Source organism: Rhizobium sp. LEGMi-198b (assembly GCF_054114205.1).
The window spans coordinates 53756-79980 of the sequence record NZ_JBSYVH010000015.1 but is presented as its reverse complement, the minus strand read 5'-3'; the positions used below and the strand labels follow the sequence as shown (position 1 = coordinate 79980).

Annotated in this window: 21 protein-coding genes and 1 pseudogene; 8 read left to right on the top strand and 14 right to left on the bottom strand. The window is 58.5% G+C overall.

Annotation, left to right across the window (positions count from 1 at the left end; all coding sequences use genetic code 11):
- The 5 genes and pseudogenes from ACXHXG_RS31905 to ACXHXG_RS31885 form a co-directional block, all read right to left on the bottom strand.
- Window positions 1-110: pseudogene (locus ACXHXG_RS31905) on the bottom strand (S-(hydroxymethyl)glutathione dehydrogenase); the annotation flags it as partial.
- A 240-nt stretch (window positions 111-350) separates the two neighbouring features.
- Entirely contained in the window at window positions 351-935 is a 585-nt protein-coding gene (locus ACXHXG_RS31900; RefSeq protein WP_260304357.1) for a YceI family protein, read from the bottom strand.
- An 18-nt stretch (window positions 936-953) separates the two neighbouring features.
- On the bottom strand, window positions 954-1781 hold the full coding sequence (locus tag ACXHXG_RS31895; protein ID WP_457901868.1) for a hypothetical protein: 828 nt from the start codon (window positions 1779-1781) through the stop codon (window positions 954-956).
- A gap of 386 nt (window positions 1782-2167) precedes the next feature.
- Window positions 2168-2782, bottom strand: a complete 615-nt coding sequence (locus ACXHXG_RS31890; protein ID WP_457901867.1) for a TetR/AcrR family transcriptional regulator — start codon at window positions 2780-2782, stop codon at window positions 2168-2170.
- Between the two features lie 56 nt (window positions 2783-2838).
- The gene (locus ACXHXG_RS31885) at window positions 2839-3288 is read right to left on the bottom strand and encodes a DoxX family protein (RefSeq protein WP_457901866.1); all 450 of its coding nucleotides are present in this window, start codon (window positions 3286-3288) and stop codon (window positions 2839-2841) included.
- 53 nt (window positions 3289-3341) lie between these two features.
- On the opposite strand from ACXHXG_RS31885, the gene ACXHXG_RS31880 reads away from it, so the two are divergent.
- Both ACXHXG_RS31880 and gfa read left to right on the top strand, forming a co-directional pair.
- Entirely contained in the window at window positions 3342-4448 is a 1107-nt protein-coding gene (locus tag ACXHXG_RS31880) for an alcohol dehydrogenase catalytic domain-containing protein (RefSeq protein WP_457901865.1), read from the top strand.
- Window positions 4449-4580: 132 nt separating this feature from the next.
- Complete coding sequence (gfa, locus tag ACXHXG_RS31875) at window positions 4581-5153, top strand: S-(hydroxymethyl)glutathione synthase (protein ID WP_457901864.1); 573 nt, start codon at window positions 4581-4583, stop codon at window positions 5151-5153.
- A 110-nt stretch (window positions 5154-5263) separates the two neighbouring features.
- Here gfa and ACXHXG_RS31870 read toward each other — a convergent pair whose 3' ends face one another.
- The gene (locus ACXHXG_RS31870) at window positions 5264-6208 is read right to left on the bottom strand and encodes a LysR substrate-binding domain-containing protein (protein ID WP_285170046.1); all 945 of its coding nucleotides are present in this window, start codon (window positions 6206-6208) and stop codon (window positions 5264-5266) included.
- An 88-nt stretch (window positions 6209-6296) separates the two neighbouring features.
- Here ACXHXG_RS31870 and ACXHXG_RS31865 point away from each other — a divergent pair, with 88 nt between their 5' ends.
- Entirely contained in the window at window positions 6297-7847 is a 1551-nt protein-coding gene (locus ACXHXG_RS31865; RefSeq protein WP_457901863.1) for a trimethylamine methyltransferase family protein, read from the top strand.
- A 152-nt stretch (window positions 7848-7999) separates the two neighbouring features.
- Window positions 8000-9658, top strand: a complete 1659-nt coding sequence (locus ACXHXG_RS31860) for a choline dehydrogenase (RefSeq protein ID WP_457901872.1) — start codon at window positions 8000-8002, stop codon at window positions 9656-9658.
- 58 nt (window positions 9659-9716) lie between these two features.
- Here the strand turns inward: ACXHXG_RS31860 and ACXHXG_RS31855 are convergent, their stop codons facing one another.
- Together ACXHXG_RS31855 and ACXHXG_RS31850 are read right to left on the bottom strand one after the other, a co-directional pair.
- On the bottom strand, window positions 9717-10211 hold the full coding sequence (locus ACXHXG_RS31855) for a hypothetical protein (protein ID WP_457901862.1): 495 nt from the start codon (window positions 10209-10211) through the stop codon (window positions 9717-9719).
- A 215-nt stretch (window positions 10212-10426) separates the two neighbouring features.
- Complete coding sequence (locus ACXHXG_RS31850) at window positions 10427-11479, bottom strand: AraC family transcriptional regulator (protein WP_457901871.1); 1053 nt, start codon at window positions 11477-11479, stop codon at window positions 10427-10429.
- A gap of 238 nt (window positions 11480-11717) precedes the next feature.
- Between ACXHXG_RS31850 and ACXHXG_RS31845 the strand changes: the two genes are divergently transcribed.
- Complete coding sequence (locus ACXHXG_RS31845) at window positions 11718-12869, top strand: ROK family transcriptional regulator (RefSeq protein WP_457901861.1); 1152 nt, start codon at window positions 11718-11720, stop codon at window positions 12867-12869.
- 36 nt (window positions 12870-12905) lie between these two features.
- On the opposite strand, the gene ACXHXG_RS31840 is transcribed toward ACXHXG_RS31845, so the two are convergent.
- The 4 genes from ACXHXG_RS31840 to ssuD all read right to left on the bottom strand — a co-directional run bounded on the left by ACXHXG_RS31840 (window position 12906) and on the right by ssuD (window position 19338).
- The gene (locus ACXHXG_RS31840; protein ID WP_457901860.1) at window positions 12906-14168 is read right to left on the bottom strand and encodes an ABC transporter substrate-binding protein; all 1263 of its coding nucleotides are present in this window, start codon (window positions 14166-14168) and stop codon (window positions 12906-12908) included.
- Between the two features lie 46 nt (window positions 14169-14214).
- On the bottom strand, window positions 14215-16308 hold the full coding sequence (locus ACXHXG_RS31835) for a putative bifunctional diguanylate cyclase/phosphodiesterase (protein WP_457901870.1): 2094 nt from the start codon (window positions 16306-16308) through the stop codon (window positions 14215-14217).
- A gap of 490 nt (window positions 16309-16798) precedes the next feature.
- A complete protein-coding gene (locus ACXHXG_RS31830) occupies window positions 16799-17854 on the bottom strand; it encodes a hypothetical protein (RefSeq protein ID WP_457901859.1) in 1056 nt (351 codons plus the stop codon).
- A gap of 320 nt (window positions 17855-18174) precedes the next feature.
- The gene (gene ssuD, locus ACXHXG_RS31825) at window positions 18175-19338 is read right to left on the bottom strand and encodes an FMNH2-dependent alkanesulfonate monooxygenase (RefSeq protein ID WP_260304369.1); all 1164 of its coding nucleotides are present in this window, start codon (window positions 19336-19338) and stop codon (window positions 18175-18177) included.
- A 484-nt stretch (window positions 19339-19822) separates the two neighbouring features.
- Here ssuD and ACXHXG_RS31820 point away from each other — a divergent pair, with 484 nt between their 5' ends.
- On the top strand, window positions 19823-21040 hold the full coding sequence (locus ACXHXG_RS31820; RefSeq protein WP_457901858.1) for an SfnB family sulfur acquisition oxidoreductase: 1218 nt from the start codon (window positions 19823-19825) through the stop codon (window positions 21038-21040).
- 73 nt (window positions 21041-21113) lie between these two features.
- Here ACXHXG_RS31820 and ACXHXG_RS31815 read toward each other — a convergent pair whose 3' ends face one another.
- Together ACXHXG_RS31815 and ACXHXG_RS31810 are read right to left on the bottom strand one after the other, a co-directional pair.
- Window positions 21114-22322: an acyl-CoA dehydrogenase family protein gene (locus ACXHXG_RS31815; RefSeq protein WP_457901857.1), complete on the bottom strand. Its 1209-nt coding sequence runs from the start codon at window positions 22320-22322 to the stop codon at window positions 21114-21116.
- 78 nt (window positions 22323-22400) lie between these two features.
- Window positions 22401-23447: a substrate-binding domain-containing protein gene (locus ACXHXG_RS31810; RefSeq protein ID WP_457901856.1), complete on the bottom strand. Its 1047-nt coding sequence runs from the start codon at window positions 23445-23447 to the stop codon at window positions 22401-22403.
- A 227-nt stretch (window positions 23448-23674) separates the two neighbouring features.
- Between ACXHXG_RS31810 and ACXHXG_RS31805 the strand changes: the two genes are divergently transcribed.
- Both ACXHXG_RS31805 and ACXHXG_RS31800 read left to right on the top strand, forming a co-directional pair.
- The gene (locus tag ACXHXG_RS31805; RefSeq protein WP_457901855.1) at window positions 23675-25159 is read left to right on the top strand and encodes a sugar ABC transporter ATP-binding protein; all 1485 of its coding nucleotides are present in this window, start codon (window positions 23675-23677) and stop codon (window positions 25157-25159) included.
- A complete protein-coding gene (locus ACXHXG_RS31800; RefSeq protein ID WP_457901854.1) occupies window positions 25156-26208 on the top strand; it encodes an ABC transporter permease in 1053 nt (350 codons plus the stop codon). Before ACXHXG_RS31805 ends, ACXHXG_RS31800 begins: the two co-directional genes overlap by 4 nt.
- Window positions 26209-26225: the final 17 nt, after the last annotated feature.

Genomic DNA, 26225 nt, shown 5'->3' with positions numbered 1-26225 from the left:
GTCGCCTTGACCTCGATCAACACCTCGCCGGCCTTCGGGCCATCGAGCTGAACGGTCATGACTTCCAGCGGTTTACCGGCGGCAACGGCTACGGCGGCGCGTACGTCCATGATTAATATCCTCCTCGTTTGATCTGAAGGCAGCTATACGGCGCGTTGCTGCGGTCCCAGACAAATCGCATTTAACATACCAAGAAGAATTTGCATACTAAAAAGTATCTGAAATTCAACGATTGGTCGGCTACTGATCTCGACCTTCTCCATGCATCGCCATGAAAAAAGGCACCGCCGATTTTCAGCCGACGGTGCCCCGCATTTATGAATGGTCGAAAATCCCTGAACCTATCGTGATCAGCCCTGATGCTCACGGCCTTCAACTTGGATCACCAGATCGACCTCATCGCCGATCATGCCAAGTGCAGCCTTCATCCCAAAATCGCTTCGCTTCACTTTCGTCGTTGCGCTGAAGCCTACGACATGGCTCTTGTCCCAAGGATTCTGGCCTTCCTTGTTGAACGTCACATCCAGGGTTGTGGGCTTCGTCACACCCGCGATGGTGAGATCTCCGACAATTTGGCCTGTTGTGTCGGTCGTTTTCTTGAATTCTTTGCCGACGAATGTGATTTCCGGAAACTCCGTGGCGTTGAACCAATCGGCTCCCTGAATGTCGCCGTCGCGCTGCTTGTTGTTGGTTGATATTCCCGCAACGCTTACCTTGACGGCGAGACTGCTGGCATCCGGTTTCGCGGAATCGAAATCGAAGGCTCCGGAAAACTCCTTTGCCACGCCGATAACGCGGGAAAAGCCCAGATGGTCGATATAGAATGCTATCCCGGAATGTACGGGATCAATGTCGAACTTCGTTGCCCATGCGGGGTTTCCCGCCAGCGTCAGCAGCGGCGCTGAAAGCAAGAGTGCTGCAAGTCGTTTTTTCATTTCCATCTTCCTCCTCAGTTAAACAGGGAAATCCGTGCCGTAGTCCAGGAACGCCACCAGTGCCGCCAATGCGGCTGGCGCGACGGCGAACGTGATGTAGACAACGAGACGGGCAAAGGGCTTTGAAATGCCGATCCGACGGCATACGCGTTCCGAAACGAGCGGCGGGAGCACGACAGACAAGGCAAGCACAGCAAGAGCAACCAAATCGGTCTTGCGGGTAACCAGGACGACGGTGTCTGCGACCGATAGCAGCCCTCCAAGACCTCCCAGATAGGATGCAGGCCCGAAGCGAAAGGCGGGCTTGGTCACATGCAGAACCAGAACTCCGAAGGAGGCGGCCGCATAAAGGAGGCAAAGCTGAAAAGTGGAAGACGACGCGCCAAGCAAGGCGATGGGGGCAAAGCCCAATGCGAGCACCGCAACGCCGCCGCCCCGCCTAACATCGTCATCGCTAGCTTCTCCATTCCCGAAGAGAACGAACGCCATGACGGCTAAGCCCGCAATCGCCGCGAACAGAGCCTCCAACGGCGCTGCGCCCAGGATCGGCTGGCCGATATAGAGGGCTGCCGCGATAGGTTGGAGCAATACGAGTATCTTTCCGAGACGCTGCAGCCCGCTGAATTCTGGGACAATGCCGACAAAGGTGCCCAATAGGGCGATATATAAAATCTTGTTGACGGCACCGACCGGAGGGAATTCGGGTATCTTGTTGTAGACGAACCAATAGGCAGCCAGAAACGAAACCGGCATCAGAAGGTCAGTGGCCAGTATGGCTTTCCGCCATCGCATGAATGCAGAAACCGCTACTGCGCCTGCAATGAAGGCAAGCACAGACGCGGCCATGATCTCCTGCGGGGAGTTGCCGAACCCTAGCATTTGAGCTTTTCCGATTATTACCGAGTAAAACGAAGATCGCGCGCGATCTAGCGCGCGTTGCGACGTCCGCGAACGCCCTTAGGCCATAGTGGATGCAGGTTGATTCATTTTCCCCTCCCTTGACCGCCGCTCCTCAACGGCGTGGTCACTCTAACTAAGATACCGTATAGATTTCACATACTATATAGTTTTCGAATTCACGATAGACTTCGAAATTTTTGCTGTCAAGTCGGAGAATTGGTTGGCCGGCCAGGGGAAGTGTAAGAGCACACCGCGTCCTGCCCGAATGCCTTGAGGGCGTTCGGACGGGACGCGCGATGGAACCGCCTAAAACTGAGAAGAGGCCGCGTTGCTTAGTTTACGCCTGAGATCAATTTCGCTTCTTGCGAAGAGCGGTACATCGCCCCGAGGACGATCCGCACCATGTCACCCGGCGCGCCGTCCTTCAGGAAGCTCGAAATACCGCCATAGGTCAGCTCAAGGACGATACCGCCGACGTAGAATGGGGTTGCCGGCGACCGCATCGTGAGATCAAGTTTGCGTATCAGGATTTCACCCACACCTTCCCACTGATCACGGAAAAGCTTGATGTGACGATCGCCAAGCGTCTTGTCGTGCTGGGCCATTCTCAAAAGCTCAATTGCGAGCATACCCCACTTGCGATCATCTCCGCGGTTGTTGGCCCAATTTGCCAACACGTCGATCAATTGCATCGGATCGTCGTATTTCCCCAGAAGATCGGTGAGTTCGACCACGTCCCCGCCTGCATTTCCGGCGAGGAGTTGAAGGAAGATATCTTCCTTGTTGGTGAAGTTCGAATAGAAAGCGCCCTTCGAATATCCCGCCTCTTCCGCGATGCGCTCAATCGACGCTCCCGCGTAACCAAACCGGGCCATAACTTCGTAAGCAGACTCGAGGAGCTTTTCCTTCGTCCTAGCCTGACTTTGTTCACGTGTCAGCCGTGCCATCGCGATTCCTGTTCCTACAGTATCTAGAAACTGACGCGTACCTCAAAATGCAATGATCATACAATAGCCAATAGCAAACAAATGAGCGCCCAGAAGATCGGATATTCCGGTCCCATCTTCTGCCAGCGCCAATTCGGGCCATTGATTTTCACAACTGCATAGGCGGCGCCCAGCATAACGACTGCGCCCACCGCCGCAGCCATGCGCGGGTAGATCGAAAAAACGAGACCAATCGCGGCGGCGGCTTCCATCACCATCGTGATGCCGACGAACAACTTGGCGGGACGGAAACCGGCATTCTCGAATGTGCCGGCCGCCTTCTCGTAGTGCAGTCCCTTGCCGATCAGGTGGGGCAAGAACCAGATGCCGCAAAGGAGGCGGAGCCACTCAACTAGATCAATATGCATTTCCGCCCCCTTGGACGCGCTGGCGTCTCCGTTTTCCTTGGCTGCGAGAAAAATTGTGGCTTTCTCCGCTTGCCTTTTCAGATACCAAACGGTATTCACAATCTATATAGAATGTCAATACGATGCGTTTTTTTGAGAATGGGAGGATGGTTATGAATACGATGCGCGCTGCGCGGCTGCATGCGGTAGGCCAACCGATGAGCATCGACGAGGTCGAGCGCCCCGTCGCTACCGGAAGCGATGTAGTTGTCCGGGTAAAGGCCTGCGGAATGGTTCCGAATCTTGGGAACGTCCTGGCGAATTGGGAGACGTGGTATCCGCAAATGCCGCTGCCGCCGCGCCCCGCAATTCACGGCCTCGATCCCAGCGGGATCGTCCATGAGGTCGGTCCGCAGGTCGTCAGCATTAAGCCCGGCGATCGCGTCTACGTTAACCCGGGACGCTTCTGTGGGGCTTGCCATCATTGCTCGTCGGGAAAGCCGCAAGCTTGTGAATATTGGACGCTCGGCGGCTATTTTGGCTATAATCCCAAGAGCTTGGAAATGTTCGCACGCTATCCGTATGGCGGCTTCGGCGAATACATGCTCGCTCCCCAGGCGCAGATCGTCAAAATTCCCGACAATATGAGTTTCGTGCAGGGGTCCCGAATGGGCTACCTCGGAACCTCCTACGCCGCCTTGAAAAAGTGCGGGGCTCTGATGGGCAAAACGCTGATCATCAACGGCGCGACCGGAACTTTGGGCCTCGGCGCAACACTGTTCGCTCTGGCGATGGGAGTTGCCAGGATCTATGCCGTCGCCAGGGGCGAGAAGCTGCTCGAGAGGCTGAAGGCGATCGCACCCGACAGGATCGTGGCGTTTTCCAATGCCAATGGATCCTCCGGAGCCTTCGTCAAGAAACAGACGAACGGCAGCGGCGCCGATCTGATGCTCGACACGCTCGGGGCGAAAGCGCCGCTCGAATCCATGTTGGATGCGATGGGCGGCGTCAAGCGCGGGGGTCGCATCGTGAACATCGGCGGCACCTCCGGCGAGCTCCCCGTGGACGTCAAATGGTGGATGGACGAGCAAATGGAATTGATTGGCTCGGTCTGGTTCACGGCGGCCGAAGGGATGGAGATCGCCGCCATGGTCGAAGCGGGGATCATCGATCTGTCGGTCATGTCACCGATGGTTTGGCCGATCGAGAAAATCAACGAGGCGATTTCCGGCGTCGGCAAGGACGAAGGCGGCTTCACCTACTACGCCGTCGAATTGTAGTCGGGGATCGGCTTCATTTTTCGACATTAACGAAGGACTATTGAAGTGGCTTCGGATCGGCTCGCTCTTTGATCCGCCGCCGCGATGTTCAGGAAGCCGGGCATGGGTCCGGCAATTTAGGAGGAAGCACTGATGGCAAGCATCGGAATACATCCCAATGTGGATGGCGGTCTTCGCAAAAGCGGTTCATCGTTTTCGGGAGGCACATTGGTCTGCGAGTGCACCACAAATCCCGTCCGCATCAGAATAAAGGGTGACATCGCTCACAATCATGCCTGTGGGTGCACGAAATGCTGGAAACCAACTGGCGCGAATTTTTCGATCGTTGCGGTCGCTCCTACCGAGACCGTTGAGGTTCTGGAAAATGGCGACAAACTCGCTGTCGTCGACCCGAACGCCCTTATCCAGCGACATGCGTGTCAGGAGTGCGGTGTCCACATATATGGTCCCGTGGAACGCGACCATCCCTTCAAAGGCCTTTCGTTCATCCATCCGGAGCGCTTCGAGGAGAGCGGCTGGTCGGAGCCCGGCTTCGCCGCCTTCGTGTCCTCGATCATCGAAAGTGGTTTCGATCCCAGCAAAATGGATGAGGTCCGCACGAGCCTCAAAGACCTTGGGCTCGAACCTTACGATTGCCTGTCACCCGCATTGATGGACTATATCGCAACCTGGACTGCCAAGAAGAATGGAGTCCTGGCAGCGTAAGATGAGGTAAGCCTCCAAGATCGCTGACGCCTTTGGCTTGCCTCGATCACTCGACCGAGGCGAGCGCCACACTTCTTAGCGAAGGTCAGCTTTTGCGCCAGTGGCCGTCGCTATTGCGGACCGGGACGCGCCCTGCTTTCCTCGCGGCTGCGTCTTCCCTCCTCGACCAGCCAGTCACGTACTCGCCGCGCCGGGGTGTTCAGTTCCCGCGATTTCGGCCAAACGACATGAAACGCCAGATTGGTGTTCAGGACATGTCCGCCAACGGCGACCAATGCTCCTGAGGCAAGCTGCTCTTCGATCAGGTGCTGCCATCCAAGCGCCACGCCTTCGCCAGCCAGAACAGCCTGCATGACGAGCACGTAGTCGTTGATTGCCAGTCGCCGAGGCTGGGCAGAGTATCGCACGCCCGCGCTCGCGAACCATTCGGACCAGTCGCAGGCGGCTCTGACCGGCTCTTCGAGATGAATCAATGGCAGCGACAAGAGGTCTTCCGGACGCTCGGGACGTCCGCGTTTTTCGACGAAGCCGGGACTGGCAACGGGAAAGACGATCTCCGCGGCGAGCATGGCGGAGTGATAACGCGGCCAGTTTGCCGGGTCACCACCGCGCACGCCGAGCGGGATCGGCTCCTCATCCAAATCAAGGTCGCGCATGCTGGTCTGGATACGCAGGTCGATATCCGGAAGGTCGGCCCGCAAACGCGCCAGGCGCGGCAGCATCCACATGGAACCGAAGGCGGTCGACGCCGCCAGCGTGACGTTCGATTCACGTCCTTTCGTTCGAATGTCTTCCGCCGATTTCTGTATGCGCGATAGTCCCACGGTGACATCCGCGTGGAAGCGCTCTCCTATGTCGGTCAGCTCTACATTGCGATGCCCGCGATGGAAGAGAGGCACGCCAAGCTGATCCTCAAGTTTCCTGACGGCAAACGACACGGCCGCCTGGGTCATGCCGAGTTCCACGGCGGCCCGGCTGAAATTCTGGTGCCGCCCGGCAGCTTCGAAGATGATCAGCGCCGAGGCTGATGGCAAAAGCCTTCTAAAGGTTTCCATAAGTTCAGTTTATACAAAGGCCAAGTTTTTTCCAGCGTTACAGAACATCGAAGTCGACCTAGCCTCTATTCGGGTTATGGAGGCGGATATGACCGAAGCAGCAATCGACGAAAAGGCCGGCAGACGCGGACGCAGCGGTCGATCCGCGCGGCGCGATGGCGGCTCGAAGCCGCACGGCGTTCCCTATGTCGTTCGCAATATTCCGACCTACGACATCCTTTCGGAGGAAAATCTCCAGAAGATCGAACGGACGGCCGATCGCATCCTCGCGGAGATCGGCATCGAATTCCGTGACGATCCGGCAGCAATCGATCACTGGAAGCGGGCCGGAGCTGATGTCGACGGCGTCCGCGTCAAATTCGAACCCGGCATGCTGCGCGAGATCGTCGCTTCGGCTCCGCATGAATTTACGCAGCACGCCCGCAATCCCGCCAACAGCGTCCAGATCGGAAGCGACAAGGTCGTATTCTCGCCCGCCTACGGCTCGCCCTTCGTCATGGACCTCGACAAGGGCCGCCGCTACGGCACGATCGAGGACTTCCGCAACTTCATCAAGCTCGCCCAGGCGAGCCCCTGGCTGCACCATTCCGGCGGAACGATCTGCGAGCCGGTCGACGTGCCTGTCAACAAGCGCCATCTCGACATGGTCTATAGCCACATCAAATATTCCGACCGCCCCTTCATGGGTTCCGTCACGGCAGAAGAGCGAGCCGAAGATTCGATCGAAATGACGCGCATTCTCTTCGGCGCCGACTTTGTCGACCAGAACTGCGTCATCCTCGGCAATGTCAACGTTAACTCTCCGCTGGTCTGGGACGGCACGATGACGAAATCGCTGCGGGCCTATGCCCGCGCCAATCAGGCAGCCGTCATCGTGCCCTTCATCCTTGGCGGCGCGATGGGCCCCGTCACCAATGCGGGAGCGATTGCCCAATCCTATGCCGAGACGCTGGCGGGCTGTGCGCTCACACAGCTTGAACGCAAGGGCGCTCCGGTCATCTTCGGAAACTTCCTTTCCTCCATGTCGCTGCGCTCAGGATCTCCCACCTTCGGCACGCCGGAACCGGCGATCGGCTCCATGGTAGTCGGTCAGCTTGCAAGACGATTGAAACTGCCCCTGCGCTGCGCAGGCAATTTCACCAATTCCAAATTGCCTGATGGCCAAGCCATGCAGGAAGGCCTGATGTCCATGCTGTCCGCCATCCATTGCGGGGCGAACTTCATCCTGCATTCGGCCGGTTTCCTGGACGGGCTTCTCGCCATGTCCTACGAGAAGTTCGTGATGGACGCTGACCTGTGCGGCGCGCTGCATTCCTATCTCTCAGGCGTCACGGTCGACGACAATACGCTCGCCTTCGATGCCTTCGAAGAGGTCGGCCCCGGCAGTCATTTCCTGGGTTCGGCCCATACGATGCGGAACTACCAGACCGCGTTTTGGGATTCGACGCTTTCGGACAACGAACCCTTCGAGAAATGGAGCGAGGAAGGCGGATCGACTGATATCGCTACCCGCGCCAATCGCCAATGGAAACGAACGCTCGAAGCCTACGAAGCGCCGCCGCTCGACGTCGCCGTTAACGAGGCCCTTTGCGACTTCATGGCGAGACGCAAAGCCTCGATGGCTGACGGCTGGTACTGACGGGAATTCCCGAAGAATGACGGTTTTGAAAGACCTGCTGCTGCAGCCGCACCGGCTGAGGCATCTACGATGCTGACCCTGATGAGGCGGCACAGAGCACGGGCAAACACGCCGGAAGACGGCATAGCTGATAGAGGGAAGGAAGATTGACCGTGATAGCATCGCCGTCCAAGGGGTACGACTATATCATTATCGGCGCGGGAACTGCCGGATGCGTGCTTGCCAATCGCCTCAGCGAAGACGGAACCGCATCGGTTCTTCTGCTGGAAGCCGGCCCGACAGACCGCAACTGGATCATCCGGATGCCCGCAGGACTGCGCTCGGCGTTCAAGCCGACGAGTAAATATAATTACTGGTTCAAGACCGTTCCGCAGCCACACCTGAACAACCGCGAAATCGATCAGCCGCGAGGCCGCGTTCTGGGTGGTTCGTCTTCGATCAACGGCATGGTTTTTCTGCGCGGCAATCCCAAGGACTTCGACGACTGGGCTGAACACGACGGCTGCGATGGCTGGTCCTTTGCCGATTGCCTTCCTTACTTCAAGCGCGTGGAGCGCCTGGACGCGGGAACGGAACCGTTCCGGTCCTCGCAAGGCAACGTCAAGATCAAGCAGCAGAAGGAACTCGGCGAGCTCAACAAAGCGTTTCTGGATGCTGGCCGTCAGGCGGGCTACGAGGAGGTCTCGGACTTCAACGGATTCCGACAGGAAGGTATGGGCCGGTTCGACATCAGCGTCAACCAGGGCGTCCGGTCCAGCTCGTCAGAATCCTACCTTCATTCGCAGCCCTCCAGAAAGAACCTGCACGTCCGGACGGATTGCCAGGTTCTGCAAATTCTTTTCCAAGGGTCGCGGGCAATTGGCGTCCGGATCAGACGCAACGGTCAGATCTCGGATGTGCATGTTTCACAGGAGGTGATCGTCAGCGCAGGGACATTCGGAAGCCCGCAAATCCTGATGCTGTCAGGAGTCGGTCCCGCCGACGATTTGAGGCGACTCGGCATCGACGTTCGCCTGGACTCTCCGAGCCTCGGACAAAATCTGCATGATCATATCGAAACCCACATTCAGGTCGAATGCGACCTCAAATACAGCCTTAACCAGTACCTCCGGCTCGACAAGATGGTGACAGTAGGTATGCAGTGGTTCGCATTGAAGAAGGGCGTCGCCTCGGTCAATCAGTGCCATGTCGGAGCGTTCCTTCGCAGCGAGCCGACGGTCACGCATCCGAACCTCCAGATTCACTTTTTCCCTGTCTTCTTCGGGCCGAACTGGATTCCCGATTCCCGCAAAGGCGGATATCGGCTCGGCGTCGGTCCCATGCGTCCGGAAAGTCGGGGATCGCTGCGTCTGCGTTCGTCCAATCCGGCAGATTCGCCGCTCATCGATCCCAACTATCTCGCAACCGATCGCGATCGCCTCGAGATGCTGCAAGGCCTCAAGTTCAGTCGCGAAATTCTAGCGCAGCCCGCATTCGCTCCCTTCCGCATTCGCGAAGACGCGCCTGGCGAGGCCTGCCGAAGCGATGAGGAATTGCAAGCGTTCATCCGGGCCGACGCGTCAAGTTCCTATCACCCTTGCGGAACCGCGCGCATGGGACGGGCGGACGACCCACGATCGGTGGTCGATCTCGATCTGCGTCTCATCGGAACCGACAACGTCCGGCTCGTCGATGCGTCGATCATTCCCTCGATCCCAAGCGCAAACATCAACGCGACGACCTTCATGATCGCCGAGAAGGCGTCCGACATCATTAGACGTCGGCCCCGTCTCTCGCCGACCAAGGTCGACTATTTCAAGGCGCTAGCATAAGGGCAGCCGGTTGCGAGCGAGCGGCGCGAACGCCTCCCGCGACTTCAGAAGAACCGTGTCATTCGATCTGAAGGTCGAGCGTCTTTGCAATGGCTTCGTAGTGTTTTGCGGAAGCGGAATTCTTCTCCGCGGCGTATTTGGAGCTGACCCGCCGCGCGGCGTCAGCCGCGATCCGAAATGCGTCGATTCTCACCTGAGGCTCAAGATCGGTTTGGTCGCCGATGTCATCACCGCTGAACTTTCCGGCCCGATATCCATCACCGAGGTCAACAACACCGAGCTCGGGAACTCCGTCTCGCATCTGCCCGAAGAATGCCGGTCCAATACGATCACCGTCCCGACGCCGCAGCATGCCGGCCCCGGAGGCCTTGCCGTCAACGCAGGCGCCCGTCCAAAAGGTAGGCCCGATCGTCAAGGAGGTTGGGATCACGAATTTGCAGTGACTGGCGGGATCCTGTGACCAATGCCAATTTTCCGATCCGGCAATGGCGCGGTCATGGGTGAACAGCAGTGCTGCCACTGCAATGCAAGTAGTCAGGGATGTTGCATTCATTCAGACAAACTCAGGTTGCTTCTTTCGCCATCTACTCGTCAGAAATTCTCGAATATCGGATTCTCCCACCGGTGGCGAATAGAAATAACCTCGTAGTATGTGACCACCCAGATCCTTAAGTGCGGCCAATTCTTCCGTTGTCTCAACACCCTCGATGACGCCTCACAAGGCCCGAACAGCCTGTATCGAAATCATCGAGCGGCATGTCGTAGCCCTCACGTCTGCGCACCTAAAACCTGTGCGGCCTCAGAGAAGTTAACCGCGGCTCGTAAGCGTGTATCTCTCGGGCTTTCCCCAAAAACGCTGCGGTAAACTGCGGAAAACCTGCCCGGATGGAAGAAGCCCCATGTCGTACAAACCTCGTGAACCGACTGCTCGTTTAGGGGATCTTGTAGCTGGTTGCGAGCGGCTTGCAGCCTGATTGTGCGCAGATAGTTGCCCGGCGAGGTTCCCCGAAAGGCCTTGAAGCCCATTTGCAGCGTGCGAAGTGAAACGCCGACCTCATCCGCCACCGTCGACATGGTGAAGGGCTCGGCGATGTTGGCGTGCATATAATCGATAGCGCGTCGGACATGCCAAGGTGCGATCCCATGCACTTTCTTGTTTTCCAAATGCCCGGAAAGACGATGCTGGGCAAATCGGATCACAAGAAGCGCGAGCGTTTCGCTTATCGTCGACACGGCAAGGGGCGAGGATAGAAGCGGGCCGCCATTGCGCATGCCCTGCACGATTGTTTGCGCCGTGTTGCCAATAAGCCTGCCCGCCGGCGTTGTGAGGTCCAGAACGGGGTCGAGGTCGAGCGACTCGAGCATCGGCGCTTCGACAAGCGATGCAAGCGTTCGGCTCACCACTTTCCAATCCAGGAAAAGAACGTCCGAGCAGTGCGGATCGCCTTGGACGACACGCTCACCAGCCTCATGGTTGTTGATCATGAGAATACGACCGGGTCCACCTTCGACCGTCCTCTTTCCGACGTTCACTCGAAAGGATCCGGTGTGCGGAATATTGAAGGCAAGATGTTGGGGAGTTTCATCGAGCGTTCGAACTTCCCAGGGAGTCCGGTAGATCGAATGAAGCGCTGTCAGCGTTCCACTTCTTCTCAGATCCGCCGCCCAGGAAAAGGCCCGATCATTGCCCAGCGGCTTCGCGTCAAAGACTCCATAACCTGTCGTAAAGGCTTGCACCATCGATTCGAAGTCACTGCCTTCATGCGTCGGCGTAAAGCCATAATCACGCTCGCGGGGGCGCGCTGGATTTTCAGATCTCAACCATACCATGCAGCTCGATTCTTTCTCCTTTCCACAACCCGCCGGCCAAGCGCCCTCTCCTGCTACACCCGGAAATAGTCCCCCTCGTCCCGCAAAATGCCCTCATCTCGGCTGGTTTGGCCGACCTTGATGAGGTAAGCAGGACCTACAAATACGGGGTCAATCCTCGGTTTGACAGAAGCACAGCATTTCCCTCGGCAGGTTTCACACTTGCAGTGTAAATCAAAATGATGCGAAAATGAAGTACGTTCCTCTAAACCATGTGGCTGCACATTTTTTGCGGGATGCTCAACCATCGCGTGTTGCGTCGCGCAATGAACGAGATCTGTTGCGACTGATCTGGAAGTCTCCCGGGATAGAGCGTTCCGATCTGACCGAGCCGCTCGATCTGACCCAGCAATCGTTGCATAGGATTGTTTCGCGGCTTCACGATCGGGGGATGATTGTCTTTTCTCCATCGGAGACTCGGCGTCCCGGACCGCCGAGCCCGGAGCTCACTCTTTGCAGGGACTGGTGCTTGACCCTCGGCATCTCGGTGAATGTCGGCACGATCGGCCTCTGCCTCATGGGTTTCGGAGAGCCCCTGGAACACATGGAGATCGCGCAGGCCGGATCGTCGCTGTCCGCGGAGATGGGGCGGATCGAAGCGGCGGTCGAAGAGCTTCTTGCCCGCCGTGGCGCCAAACGGCGGAACGTCCTCGGTGTCGGTCTGGCGGTCGCAGGCCATCGTATGCTGGACACGGCCTTCAATTGTCCTTTGCCGCTTGCTCACTGGTCATTGATCGACCTGGCGCCTGTGCTTGGAGAGCAACTCAGCTTGCCAGTCTGGGCCGACAATGTCGCCAGAACCGCCGCTTTAGCCGAAGCAATTTTCGGCGTCGGCCGCAATACCGCCGATTTCGCCTATATTGCCCACCTGCATGGCTACGGCGGTGGCCTCGTTTCCGGCGGCATGCCGTTTCGCGGCAGTTTCGGTAACGCCGGCGAATTTTCCGTTCTCTTCAACCGTCCGGACTACGAGGAGCGCCCCGCACTCAGCCTCTTGCTTGAACATCTGCGCGCTAAAGGGCGGGTTGATTTGACGCTGAAGGACCTGAAAAACGAGCGCTTGATGGATTGGGACGGCGTTGCGGAATGGGTCGACCGCGTCGCCCCGGCCCACAATCGCGCCATCAACGCGATCTGCGCGGTCTTCGACCCAGCCTTGATCGTCCTTGGCGGTGAGCTTCCGCATTCGCTGGCGAGAATGCTCATCGAACGGACGGAATTCAACAATCTGCCTCGGCATGGCGTATTGCGCGACGTCCCCAGGCTTGCCGTGGCGCAGGTCATCGATGCCCCCGGCGCAATCGGTGCGGCCCTGATCCCGCTATTCGAGACCGTTTTATAAGATCATAGAAGCCAGGCGCCGTCGTATCCTCCCGGCTTATCGCTGCATCAAGATATCGTACAGCCGCTTCTGCGCCTCGCTGGGGGACATGTTCTTGTTGTTAAAGAAGTCGCCGACCACGCCAATCCAGCCTTCCGACATCTGGCTCGGCATTGCTTGCGACTGGGCGCTGACCTCGCCCTTCTTCGCCCGGATCATTTGCAATCCAAGCTGACCGCAGCGATCGAGACCTGTCGGATCGACATCGGTGCGAACCGGAAGAGATCCCTTGATCCGGCTGAAAGCAACTTGATTGTCTCGATCAAGGATCATGCGCGCAAACGCCTTTTGCGCATCTGCTGTGCCATCGCGGTTCGTCAGCGGAAAGGCGAAGGCATCGATGACCATGAAATACGCAATTGAGGTGCCGGGAACGAGCGAGCAGTCGAAGTCATCATCGACCGCATAGCCCCGTGCGATAAGTTCGCCTTTCGCCCAATCGCCCATGAACTGCATGCCAGCTTGACCAGCACCAACCGCCGCCGTGGCATCTGCCCAGGTCTTGTCTTTTCGCGTGGCGAACGGCTCCACATACTGCGACAACCGCGAAAGCATTTCCAATGCCTCGATCATACGCGGATCGTGGACCAAGGCCGCGTCACCACTCATAAGGCGCGCATATCCCTCGGGTCCGAATTTATGATAGATGATGTCGTTGAAAATGAGGGACACTTCCCACTGTGTACCGCCGAGTGCAATCGCAACATGTCCGGCGGCTTTGATCTTTTCGGCGATGGTGAAAATATCATCCCAGGATGCCGGTACGCTCAAGCCGGCATCATTGAATACCTTTCTGCTTGTCCATAGCCAGTTTTCCGCATGAATATTGGTCGGCGCGAAGTACACTTTCCCTTGGTACGATATCCGCTCAAAGACCGTCGCGGGAATGATGTCACGCCAGTGATCTGCCTGCGCAACGTCGTCGATATCCTGCACGATTCCCATCTCTGGCAGTTCGCGCGATCCGATATTCGCGTTCCATTGCATCACCGCCGGCGGATACCCATTGGCGATCCGGTCGCTGACAACACGCTGGACGGCGACCTTGTTCTGGGCAGGCATGTCAGCCCACTGATTGCCAGACGCCGTCCAGGCTTTTCGAAACACATCGAGCGCTGCAGATTCACTTTTCGATATCCAGAAATGCACGACGTCCACCGACATTCCCTCGCCGGCAAGCGCCGGCATCGAAGTGCCTGTGACCATCAAAGCAACCGCAAGCCATGCCCGCATCGTTCTATTCATCTGCTGTTCCGTCATCGATAAGTGTCGTTCGATCCGCCAAATGCGGAAGTCCTTTTGAAGGTCATGCTACGACCCGCCGCTTGCGCAGCGGTGCGATGGGCGTGCCCCGGTCAGGGACAGTCAGGCGGTCAACCGCCGCCGAGGCGGGTTCGGGCTTGGCAAACAGATAGCCCTGACCGATCTCGCAGCCGGCGCGCAGAAGGAAATCGCGCTGCGTTTCGGTTTCGATGCCTTCCGCGACACAGCGCTTGCCGAGACTGCGGGCAAGATCGATCATCGCCCGCACGATCTGCTCCGATCGGACATCGCTACCGAGATGGGCAACGAAACTGCGGTCGATTTTCAGTTCATCAAATGGAAAGTCACGTAAATGCACGAGTGACGCGAAGCCGGTGCCGAAATCATCCAGAGACACCGACATGCCTCGTTTTCGAAAGCGAGTGATCGTCTCCAATATCTGGCTGGAGCCACGATTGAGGAACACATCCTCCGTCACTTCGACGGCAAAATCGGCCCATTCGAGCTCGTTGGCTTTGATCGCTGCAGCAATGAGATCATAGCCGTCGCCACCGACCAGCAGGACCTCCGGAAGGTTGACGGCCACTGATCCAGGACGCAGCCCGGCAATCTTCCATGCCTTGAGGTCCTGTGCGACTATATTGACCACGCAACGCGTCATGCTGCTGATGAAATGGGATCCCTCCATGAGCGGCAGAAAGCGCCCCGGCGGGAGGATGCCGAGCCGAGGATGATGCCAGCGCACCAACGCCTCGAAGCCCAGGTGTTCTCCGGATTCGAGATTCACTTTCTGCTGATAATGGACCACGAATTCGTTGCGGTCAGCCGCGAAGGCCAGGGCGGCTGCGAGTTGGTTCTCCTCAAGACGTTGCGCAAGGGATGCTTCGTCGAAGATCACTGCGGTATTGCGCTTGGCTTTGGCGGCATAAAGCGCCAGATCGGCAACGCGCATCAGCGTTGCTTCCTCTGCGGCATGCGTCGGTACAACCGCTCCGCCTATGCTGGCTGAGACCGGTAGAACCCGACCGTCGAAACGAAATTCCGTTGCAATCGCTGCGACCGCGCGCTTGGCGAGCGCTTCCAGCGGCGTAAGATCGGAAAGCCCGGGGAGCAGAATGGCAAACTCGTCGCCACCAAGCCGCGCCACGATATCGGTGGAACGAAAGGTTCCTTTAAGCGTGTGAGCGACATGGCGCAGCACCGCATCGCCCGCCGGATGTCCCGAACTGTCGTTGACTCCCTTGAAATGATCGAGGTCGACCAGCAGCATCGAAAAGCCCGTACCGGTTTGGGCGAGCGACACAAAAGACTGGTTCAGCGCTTCATTGAAGGAAGAGCGGTTGTTGAGACTGGTAAGCGCATCGGTGTGGGCTTGATGGGTTAACCTGGTCTCGAAATCCATGGTTCGCCGGTGCTCGTTGCGAAGCTTCTTCAGAAGCGGCATAAAGAGGACAGCAGTCGCCAGAATGAGCGCCGTGGCTGTCAGGGCAAGGAGCACCGCGCTGATCAGGCGCGCATGATCTATGCTTCCATCGCTGCGATCATGCGAACTGTCGATCAACTCGCTGAACCGACGCATGAGGAAGCTATCTGAAGACGCCGCAAAGTCGATCGGCCCCCAGAAGGAATAGCGCTGACGCCTGTCTTCCAATTTTGTCGACACGACCCTGTCGGCCCGTTCGAGAAAATCCTCCAGTCGCCCGGCAAGTTCGACCCGCATCTTTTCCGCTGCGACATCGCGCGGATTGAGCTTCTCAAGCAGATTCCGTTCCAACCTGTCATGCAGCTCATTTAGCTGTCCGCTCATGGCGCGGATGTCGCCGATTGCCTTTCGAACGTCCTCAACCATCGGCTCGATGATATATTCAGGCATGTCCGGGTTGATCGAGGCGCTCATAACGGCGCGCGTCTGATTGGCAAGCTGCTGAAAGCGGATGAACTGGCGCCCAGTAAGATAGCTGATGTCCTGCTGCAGCGAATGGCGATCGAGTGCGATCTCGACGGTCTGATACGTCGCACCGATCAGCATCGTCATGACAATCACAGCGGCGACATAGTGCCGGCCGATGGAGCGGATATATCCCTCCAACGAGGAGTGGCGTTTGTCGCGCGGGGCGGTCTCGGCGAGTTTCGGCATGTCGATCGGATTGGCGCTCGTGGAAACCACCGACTTGGCTGCCGTGAGGGCGCCCTCCGGCTGCCACTCAACATGGGAGGCATTGCGCGAAAGTAAGGGCAGCTTCATGGAGATCCTCGTGGCTGCAACGAGAACTGCCATCCATCCGGTCAGTTCTCATTGGGAGAGCCGCGCGACTCATTCGAGCGGAGACTGCAGCGCTCAGCGTCCGGATATCCGAGGGTCGGTGCTGCAGGTGCATTAACCCTTGAAAAGTTTAATGGAATGCTGTGCATGCCATCCCGCACCGCCCTTGTTGCGCAATATGGATATGGCACGAAAAAAATGGATAATTCTGACTAGGCGTCGACCCACAAACCTCATTTGCCAAGTAGACGGCTAGAGCCGCCCTTTGGATATTCGTTTGTCGTGCTCGACTGGCGGCGAATGGACATCATGCCGAGATAAATGCGAGCTCTTAAGGAGCCCGCGTCAGGTAGAATTCAATCCATCACTTCCAGCTCGTGTAGTCTGAAGCGGTGCATCCGAAAGGCGCCCGTTGATCACCGAAACGCTTCTTGAGCTGATCGCACCCCCATCGGTTAAGGGGAGCCGGCATCATATTGTTGAGATCCATGGCAGGCGAAGTGAACTGCGAATCCGCACTGGTCACATACCAGAGCCAATAGCCAAAAACGCAGCCGACGATCAGCAGCACGACGAGGAAGAATCTGGCGAACCGCACCCAGATGGTCGGCCCTTTCTTTCTCTGCGCGAGGAGCTGCGGTGGACGCCCGCCGAGTTCGGTAACCAGCGGCGCAAGGGCTTTTGCTCGCTCTTCCGCCGCCATATCAATCCGCTCCAGACGCTCATCGAGAAGCACCGGTAGAGCCGTGCCTCCATGCCACACGGCGAGTGCCACGGCCTTGCCGCCCTTTTCGCCGATGAGCAGAGGTTCCTGCCCGGGCTCGAATTGTGTCTGCGCCGTTCGTCCGGTCTTTCGGCCGGCTATCTTATCCGCATAAGTCACCGCCAATCGCTCGCGCCGCCGATCGAATGCCGTGATTTCCACCGGGACCGGCACGAGTTGAGCGGGATGGCGCAGTTGCCCGCGGACACGCATGGCGCGCAAGATCTGAAAAATTATGGTGATGGAGGCACCGCCGAGAACAGCAACGAAAACGACAAGCGTTATGATTCGGTTCCAGAGCATATCAATGCCGAGGCTAAGGGTCGCCAAATCCGGGTGGTCCCCGGAAATGACGAGATTCGTTTCATAATCACCGACATGGAGGTCGACAAACATGATCTCGACATCCTTGTCATAGGTCTGAGCATTGTACGTATAGTTGAGATGAGCCGAGCAGGTGGTGAAGAAGCCCTTTTGGGTCGAGCATTTTCCGTCGCGAATATCCCCGCTATCAAGCATGACGGGATTTTGATTGATCACCCAATCCCTCAGGATGCCCGGCACTTCATAAACCGCCATGAAAACGGTCAGGCCGATCACTATCAGCAACGAGAAGTAGCTGATTTTCGGCGTTGAAATCACGCCCTGAGCAAGCATGAGAGCTCTCTGGGGAAGCTGTATCGTCGGGGATGTGATCATTGTCAGCCTGAAACTCCGAGTGGTTGCGTAGGCATCCGCAAAGCAAGGGCGAAGCGGAAGCCTCGCAAAATCCTGGGGTTCGACTTTGCGCCCACATTTTTCAGCACGGAAAAATAGACATTTTTCCTCGAAGCTCAATATTCGGTTGTGTGACATCCACTGACTTCATGGGCGACCACCAGCATTTTGGCGGCCGCCGGCGAGCGAGGTCCGATGCAGTTTCGGACTCGGCCGGCGGTTCGTCCAACCGCAGTTCTACGACCTCTTCCCGTCCCGCCTTACTGCCTTTTGAATGCCGGCTTGTGATCACCGGCGATGGTCTCGCCAAATGGACCGGTATTGACCAATGAACTTGCGGCCTTGACGGGATGGGCAAGTGGCAGATGAGGCAGAACCAGTTCGCCGAAGCGATAGGCCTCCTCCAGATGCGGATAGCCCGACATGATGAAGGTATCGATGCCGATCTCGCGGTATTCTTCCATCCGCTGCTTTATCTGATCCGGGTCGCCGACGAGCGCGGTGCCTGCGCCGCCTCTGACCAGGCCGACACCTGCCCATAGATTTGGACTGACCTCGAGCTTGTCTCGCTGACCGCCATGCAAGCGGCTCATGCGGTTTTGGCCGACGGAATCCATTCGCTCGAACACTTTCTGTGCCTTGGCGATCGTCTCGTCGTCCAGAAATTGAATGAGGTCTTCGGCCGCCTGCCATGCCGCTGCGGCCGTCTCACGCACGATAACGTGCAGCCGGATACCGAAAGTAACCTCTCGGCCCTCCCTGTCTGCCAGCGCTCGCACCTCGGCGATTTTCTTCGCCACCTCTTCCGGCGGCTCTCCCCATGTCAGGTACTTGTCGATAGTGCGGGCGGCAATTTCCTGCCCGATGCCGGAAGAGCCACCGAAATAAAGCGGCGGATGTGGCGTCTGATACGAAGGGTAGAGCACCGAGCCGTTTTCGATGTCGAAATGCTTTCCCTTATGGTTCACCGTCTCGCCACGCAGCAGCGCCTTGTATATGTGGAGAAATTCCTCCGTGATCTCGTAACGCTCGCTATGCGCATAGTGGATGCCATCGCCTTTGTTCTCGACGGGATCGCCACCTGTGACGACATTGATCAGAAGCCGGCCCTCCGAGATGCGGTCGAGCGTCGCCGTCATACGCGCGGCGAGCGTCGGCGAAAGCAGACCTGGCCTCACGGCAATCAGATAGCGCAGCTTCTCCGTCAGCGGCGCCAGCGCTGAGGCAACCACCCAACTATCCTCGCAGCTTTTGCCGGTCGGGATCAGCACACCGTAATATCCAAGCGAATCCGCTGCTTGGGCCACCTGCTTCAAATAGGCGAGATCCACGTTGCGCCCGCCGAACGAGGTGCCGAGATAGCGGCTATCGCCGTGGGTTGGCAAAAACCACAGAACATTGACCTTTTCGGGAGCGGAGCTCATCGGGATATCTCCACGGTACGCGAGTACGCGCCCAGCGGCCTTGTAACCTCAAACCTTTTCGTAGTGCTCATGTCAGACCCTCTATGCAAGATTTGCCGAGGGTATGAAGCTTCACGCTTAATACATAGAATTAGTGTTCTATTTTATCCGCAAATTGCAGAAGAAGATGGTTCAGGGTGATTGCAATCGAGCAACGGCATGCCGCGAGCGGAACGAGGCGTGTTGCATTCTAGGAAGCAAGGTCGCGGTTCGCCAACGCTAGCGTCTCCAATGTCCTGCCAAGGCAGCGGCTTCCCGAAGGATTGCAAGAAGGCCCGCGCAATCTCGATGGCCTGCCCCATCGTGCTCCATTGCACCGCTCAACGTGTCGAGCACGGGCCGCCGGAGCAAGACTTTCCAAATTGCATTAAAACTATAGAAATTACCGCCTTAAGAAATGCGCCGACTTCGCGCACCTATTACCCGTTGTTTCAAGGAGGCCCCCATGACCGTAATAACGGGACGCATAGCGCCTACCCGTCTTGTGCCCACTCGATTGGAAAGCGACGAAGAGGCGCTTGCGGCGGCCCGCACACTCGCCGATCGGTTCGCAGCGAGCGCCGCCCGGCGGGATGCTGATCGCATTCTGCCTTTCGACGAGCTCGATCAACTGTCACAGTCGGGGCTTCTCGCAATTGCCGTGCCCGCCGAATATGGGGGGCTGGACGTGTCGAATTCGGTGCTCGCCGAAGTGACGGCGATCATCGCTGAGGCCGACGGCTCCATCGGCCAGATCCCTCAAAACCATTTCTACATTCTGGAGGCGCTGCGAACGGACGGTAGCGACGAGCAGAAGCGCTTTTTCTTTGGCCGCGCGCTCGCCGGCGACCGCTTCGGTAATGCGTTGTCGGAGCGCGGAACGAAAACAGTCGGTCACTACAATACCCGGATAGTGGGTGACGGCTCCGGCTACCGCTTGAACGGGAGAAAATATTATTCGACCGGCGTGCTTTTTGCCGATTGGATCACAGTTTTCGCGCTTGATGCGGATGACAGGTTAGTCATGGCTTTCGTGCCGAAGGGGACGGAGGGCGTAGAAATCGTCGATGACTGGGACGGCTTCGGTCAACGCACGACGGGCAGCGGCACGACTGTTCTCAATAATGTTTACGTCAGCGCCGACGCGGTCGTGCGCCATCACAAGGGGTTCGAACGACCGACGACGATCGGCTCGGTCGGCCAGATCATCCATGCCGGCGTCGATCTCGGTCTTGCGCGGGCCGCCTTCGCCGAGACGATCAGCTTCGTGCGCACCAAGTCCCGCCCCTGGATGGATAGCGGCGTGGACAAAGCGTCGGACGATCCACTCACGATCGCTAAGGTCGGCCAGATCGCGATCAAGCTCGAGGCTGCAGCCGCACAGGTCGAACGCGCCGGCACCAAGGTCGATGCTGCCCAAATCGAAACGACTGAAGAGAGGGTCGTCGAGGCGACGATCGCCGTAGCCGCAGCAAAGGTGTTGACGACGGAGATCGCCATCGAGGCTTCCAATACCCTCTTCGAACTCGCCGGCACCTCATCCGTGCAATCGGGCCTCAATCTCGATCGCCACTGGCGCAACGCCCGCACGCATACGCTCCACGATCCCGTGCGCTGGAAATACCATGTGGTCGGCAACTATTATCTGAACGGCGTCCTGCCGCCCAAAAACGGTGCTCTCTAATTCCTCCCCGGGCAAACGAAAGCCCCATGCCTACCTTTAGGCATGGGGCTTTCGTTGAGGGCTAAGCCGCCGATCAGCTATAGAGGCTGACGTCCGGAATCTTGTCGTTCAAGACGAATTCGCCGACTTCCTTGGCTTTGTAGAAGACCGGGTCATGAAGTGTATGGGTGCGCACATTGCGCCAAAAGCGGTCGAACCGGTATTTGTCGGCAGTTGAGCGCGCGCCTGTCAGCTCAAAGACGCGAGACGTGATGTCGAGCGAGACATTGGTCGCGTGGACCTTGGCAGCATAGGCTTCGGCCGCCGCCGCGCCGCGTTCGCGGGCGGTGACGGAATGCCCCTTTGCAAGCTCCGTTTGAACGGCTGCGGCAGCACTGTCCGCCAAGGCCGCTGCAGCCTTTAGCGAAGCTGTGAATTCTCCGACACGTTCGAGAATATAGGGATCGTCGGCGGCGCGCTCGACGCCTGACGTGACCCAGGGCCGCGTCGTCGCGCGCACATAGTCGAGCGCTGCCTGCAATGCCCCTTCGGCTGTACCGAGATAGAAATTGACGAAAACCAACTGGATCAGAGGCGTATTGAAGGTCGAAAGCACCGGGGGTGCCGCATCCGGCGCGACTGGCTGGCCGACAATATCCTCGGCATAAACGGGGAAGTCGCGGAAATCGACGCTGCCGCTGTCCGACAGGCGCTGGCCGAAATTGTCCCAGTCGTCATTGGCGATATAGCCCGGCCGGTTGGTGCGGATGGTGAAGCCGACGATCTTGTCGTCCAATGCGGCGTTTGCATTGATGTAATCGGAGACATGGGCGGCCGTCGAAAAAGTTTTCCGCCCGTTCAGGACATAGCCACTACCGCGCCGTGTTAGAACCAGCCCCGGATCGCGCGGATTGACGGCGGCTCCCCAATAAAGGTTTTCCGCGACCGTCTCTTCGCCGAGCGCCTCGGCGCGCACGGGATCAAGCGCCCAGTAAATGTACTGGCTGTTGACGAAATGATAGCCCAGGAGCTGCCCGATGGAGCTTTCGCCCCTGGCAAGTATGCGCACCAAGCGCAGGCCATCGACCCAGTCCAGCCCGCCGCCGCCGATCTCCCGCGAATGCAGCGCGTTCAGCAATCCGGCCTTCTTGAGTTTGATAATCTCAGCAAGAGGAGGTCGGCCCTCGCGATCGAGTTCAGCGGCGCGCTTGGAAAGATCCGCAGATATCTCAATGGCACTGGCGAAAAGGTCCTTGCGTGTCGTGCCCGGATTGGTCGCGAAAAGGACGTTGGACTGGCTCATGGATAGAGAACTCCCGTTCTATGAAACAAGACCGATGACGGTCGTGCGATCGTCACCGGAAGATCGATCTGGCCGAGCCTAGAAAAGCTTGGCCGGGATCCAGCTTGCGGTTGCGGCGTCGCTGGTGCTGAAAGCCGGGATTTTCTGCGCGAGCTCCTCGATCGTCTTGACGCCGGCTGCCCGCAGCGACTCCTGGGTCAGGAGCGCTGGCTTGACCGAGATCTGGTGGGGAACATCCTGCCCGGCGATCTGCAGCGCCGCGGCACGGACCGAGACCGCGCCGACCACGGCCGGATTGGTCGCGACCGTCGCCACCCAGGGGCTGCCATCCGCGGTGATCTCCTGGATATCGGCGGTCGATACATCAGCCGAATAGATCTTCAATTTGCCGGCAATGCCGAGGTCGGAAGCGGCAAGCTTTACCCCGCGGGCAAATTCATCGTAGGGCGCAAAGACGACGCTGATATCCGGATTGGCCGTCAGCGCGGCCTTTGCCTGGTCGGCTGTGGTCGTTGCCGTCGTATCGCTGACATTGCCGAAACGGGCCTTTTCAACGACGCCCGCATTCTCGGCCTTGAACTTGTCCCAGATCTCGTTGCGGCGATCGAGCGGTGCAAAGCCCGCGACATAGACATAACCGGCATTGAACTTGGCGCCGTTGTCCTTGACGGCCTGTTTCAGGGCGAGGTCGGCAATCTCGTGGTCGCTCTGCTCGACCTGCGGGATTTTCGGATTGTTGAGATTGACGTCGAATGCGACAACCTTGATGCCCTTGTCGAGCGCCTGCTGCACGACGTCGCCGAGCGATTCCGGCAAGCCATGGTCAATGACGATGCCGGACACACCGAGATTAATGGCCTGCAAAATCTGCTCACGCTGTTCGGCGGCATCTTGCCGTCCCGGGAAAACACGCAGGTCGATGTCGAGAGACTTTGCCTGCGCTTCGGCACCGGCCTGATAGGCCTGGAAAAAGTCGCCTGCCGATATGTAGCTAATCAGCGCAACCTTGACGCCGCCCTTGTCGAAGGGAGCAGGCGCACCGGCAATGCCTCCGGCAACAGCAGCTTGCGTAAACAGGAATGGAATGGCAGCGGCAGACAGAGCGAGCTGTGCGAGGGGTTTCATTGTCGCGATCCTCTTGATCAATCAAATGCGTCGTCTCACGGGTCGGCAGCTCCAGCGACGCAAATTTATTAGATATAAAGCCTATAAATTTAGTAGATTAAATCATCTGATTTTGGCGAAATTGCTAGATTCTTTGTTTCCTTCGGCTGACCGCGGCAGCAAAGCCTTGCCTGGAGATTCGAGGCTCGGCTGAGCAGTATCAAGGCTTCTCACCGGAATGCCGTTTGATGCCCCTGCTGACAATCGAAAATCTAACGCATAGCTTCGGCGCAACGCGTGCTCTTGCCGGCGCCGGATTGGCGATCGAACGCGGCGAGATCGTCGCGCTGATGGGCGCAAATGGCGCGGGCAAATCAACACTGGTGAAAATTCTCTCCGGCGTGATCGCAGCCGATGGCGGGACGATCAATTTCAGCGGTCAGGCTTTCAAGCCGCGCAGCCCGTCGGATGCAGCGCGCGCCGGCATCGTCACGGTTCATCAATCCACAGATCTGATCGGAGCGCCGGGATTGACCGTCGCCGACGCGCTCATGCTCAACCAATTTGCCGATCGCGGCACCCGCTTCTTCGTCTCGCGGCGCAGCGTTCGTCGCGATGCCCAGGCGATGCTCGACGCCGCCAACATCTCTCTTCCCCTCGATCGCGACTTCGGCGATCTCTCGGCTGCAGACCGCCAGCTCGTGGCGATCGCGCGCGCACTCGCCCACCGCGCCGAACTGCTGATCCTGGATGAACCGACGGCGAGCCTGTCTCTCCAGGAAAGCCGGCGGCTCTTCGATATCCTCTTGCGGCTCCGCAGCGAAGGGCTCGCCATCCTCTACATTTCGCACCGCACCGCCGATATCGAAGCCATAGCCGATCGCGCAGTGGTCATGCGGGGCGGTCGCGTGGTCGGTGCCTTCGCTCGACCAATCGATTCTTCTGCCGCAATCGAAACCATGATCGGCCGGAAGCTGGATGTCGCACAGGCGGATGCCAGAGAGATGACGGGCCCAATCGTCTTCGGGCTACGTGACGCGCAGCTCCTTCCGACGAGCGAACCCTTCGATCTGACGCTTCGCCAAGGTGAAGTCGTCGCCATTACCGGCGTGCTCGGCGCCGGAAAGAGCCGGTTGCTCTCTGCGATCTTTGGCGTTGGACGACTGGCGGGCGGTGAAATGTTTCTCGACGGCAAGCCGCGCCTTCCAAGGTCGCCGGCGGATGCGATCGCTGCCGGCATTGCCATGGCCGCAGAAGATCGTCACCGTTCTTCGCTCATGCCTCCGGCCTGGCCCGGCAACTCCCTGGCCGCGACCATCAGCCTGCCGCATCTCGCCAGATGGTATCCGCATGGTTTCCTGCTCGGCGGCCGCGAGGAATATGAGGCCGAGCAGGCAATCCGTCGCCTCGGCATCAAGGCGGCTGGCCCCCTCGCCTCCGTCTGGACGCTTTCCGGCGGAAATCAGCAAAAGACGGTCATCGCACGATGGGAAGCCGAGCCCAGCCGATTGCTTCTGCTCGATGAGCCTTTCCAGGGTGTCGATGTCGGCGCCCGTCGCGACATCATCGCGGCAATACGATCCCGCACGGATCGTGCAACGCTGATCGCAACATCCGATCCCGAGGAGGCTTACGAAGTGGCCGACAGGATCCTCGTTATGGACCGCCACACGTTGCGGCCAGCTTCCGGCAGCGCGGCCGCCAATACCGTCATTCAAGGAATTTCAGCATGACGACGATCGACAATGACACACCAGCCAAGGTCGCGACGCGCCAGCCGGGAAACGACGGCTATAGCTTCAGCGCAATCGGCGCGTTCCTGCGGGCCGGTGCTGTCTTCATCCTTCTTGCGGCGATGCTCATCGGCTTTGCCGCCGCCGAGCCTGCCTTTATCAATATCGGCAATCTGATGAGCATCCTGCAGGCGGTCTCCGTGGTTGCAATCCTCGGCGCCGGCGTGACCGTGACGCTTGCCGTCGGCGGTTTCGATCTGTCGATCGGCGCTGTCGCCGCGTCGAGCGTGATGGCGGCGAGCTATGCGATGATCGTCTGGCATCTCAATGCCTTCGCAACGGTGCCGCTGGTGCTTGCCTTCGGCGCCATCATCGGTCTCCTCAACGCCATTCTCATCGTTCGCCTTCGCGTTCCAGATCTGCTGGCGACGCTTGCAATGATGTTTCTATTGTCGGGTCTGCAACTCGTACCGACGGCCGGCCGATCGATCTCCGCCGGGCTCATTCTACCGGATGGCTCCAAAGCGACGGGCGCCTATGATCCCGCCTTCCTAACGATCGGCCGGTACAGCATTGCGGGCACAGTGCCCGTGTCCGTCGTACTGACGCTCGCCGTCGCGATCGGCCTCTTCGTCCTCACCGAGCGCACCCGCATCGGCCGGCTATTGTTTGCGACCGGCGGCAACGAGATCGCGACCCGGCTGGCAGGCGCCTCGACCGTGAGGCTGAAGACCCTTGCCTATGTCATCTCCAGCACGCTGGCGTCCCTCGGCGGCATCATCATTGCCGCCCGCGTCGGCCGCGGTGACGTCTCCTCCGGCGGATCGTTGCTGATGGATTCGGTTGCGGCAGCCTTGATCGGCTTTGCCGTCCTCAATCTGCGCCGTCCCAACGTACTCGGGACGATCGTCGGCGCCGTCTTCGTCGGCGTGCTTCTGAACGGCCTCACCATGCTGAACGCACCCTATTACACGCAGGATTTCATCAAAGGTGCCGTGCTCGTAGGAGCCTTGGCGCTGACTTACGGCCTCGGCCGCAGCAATCCTTAAATCCGAGGAGAATCAAT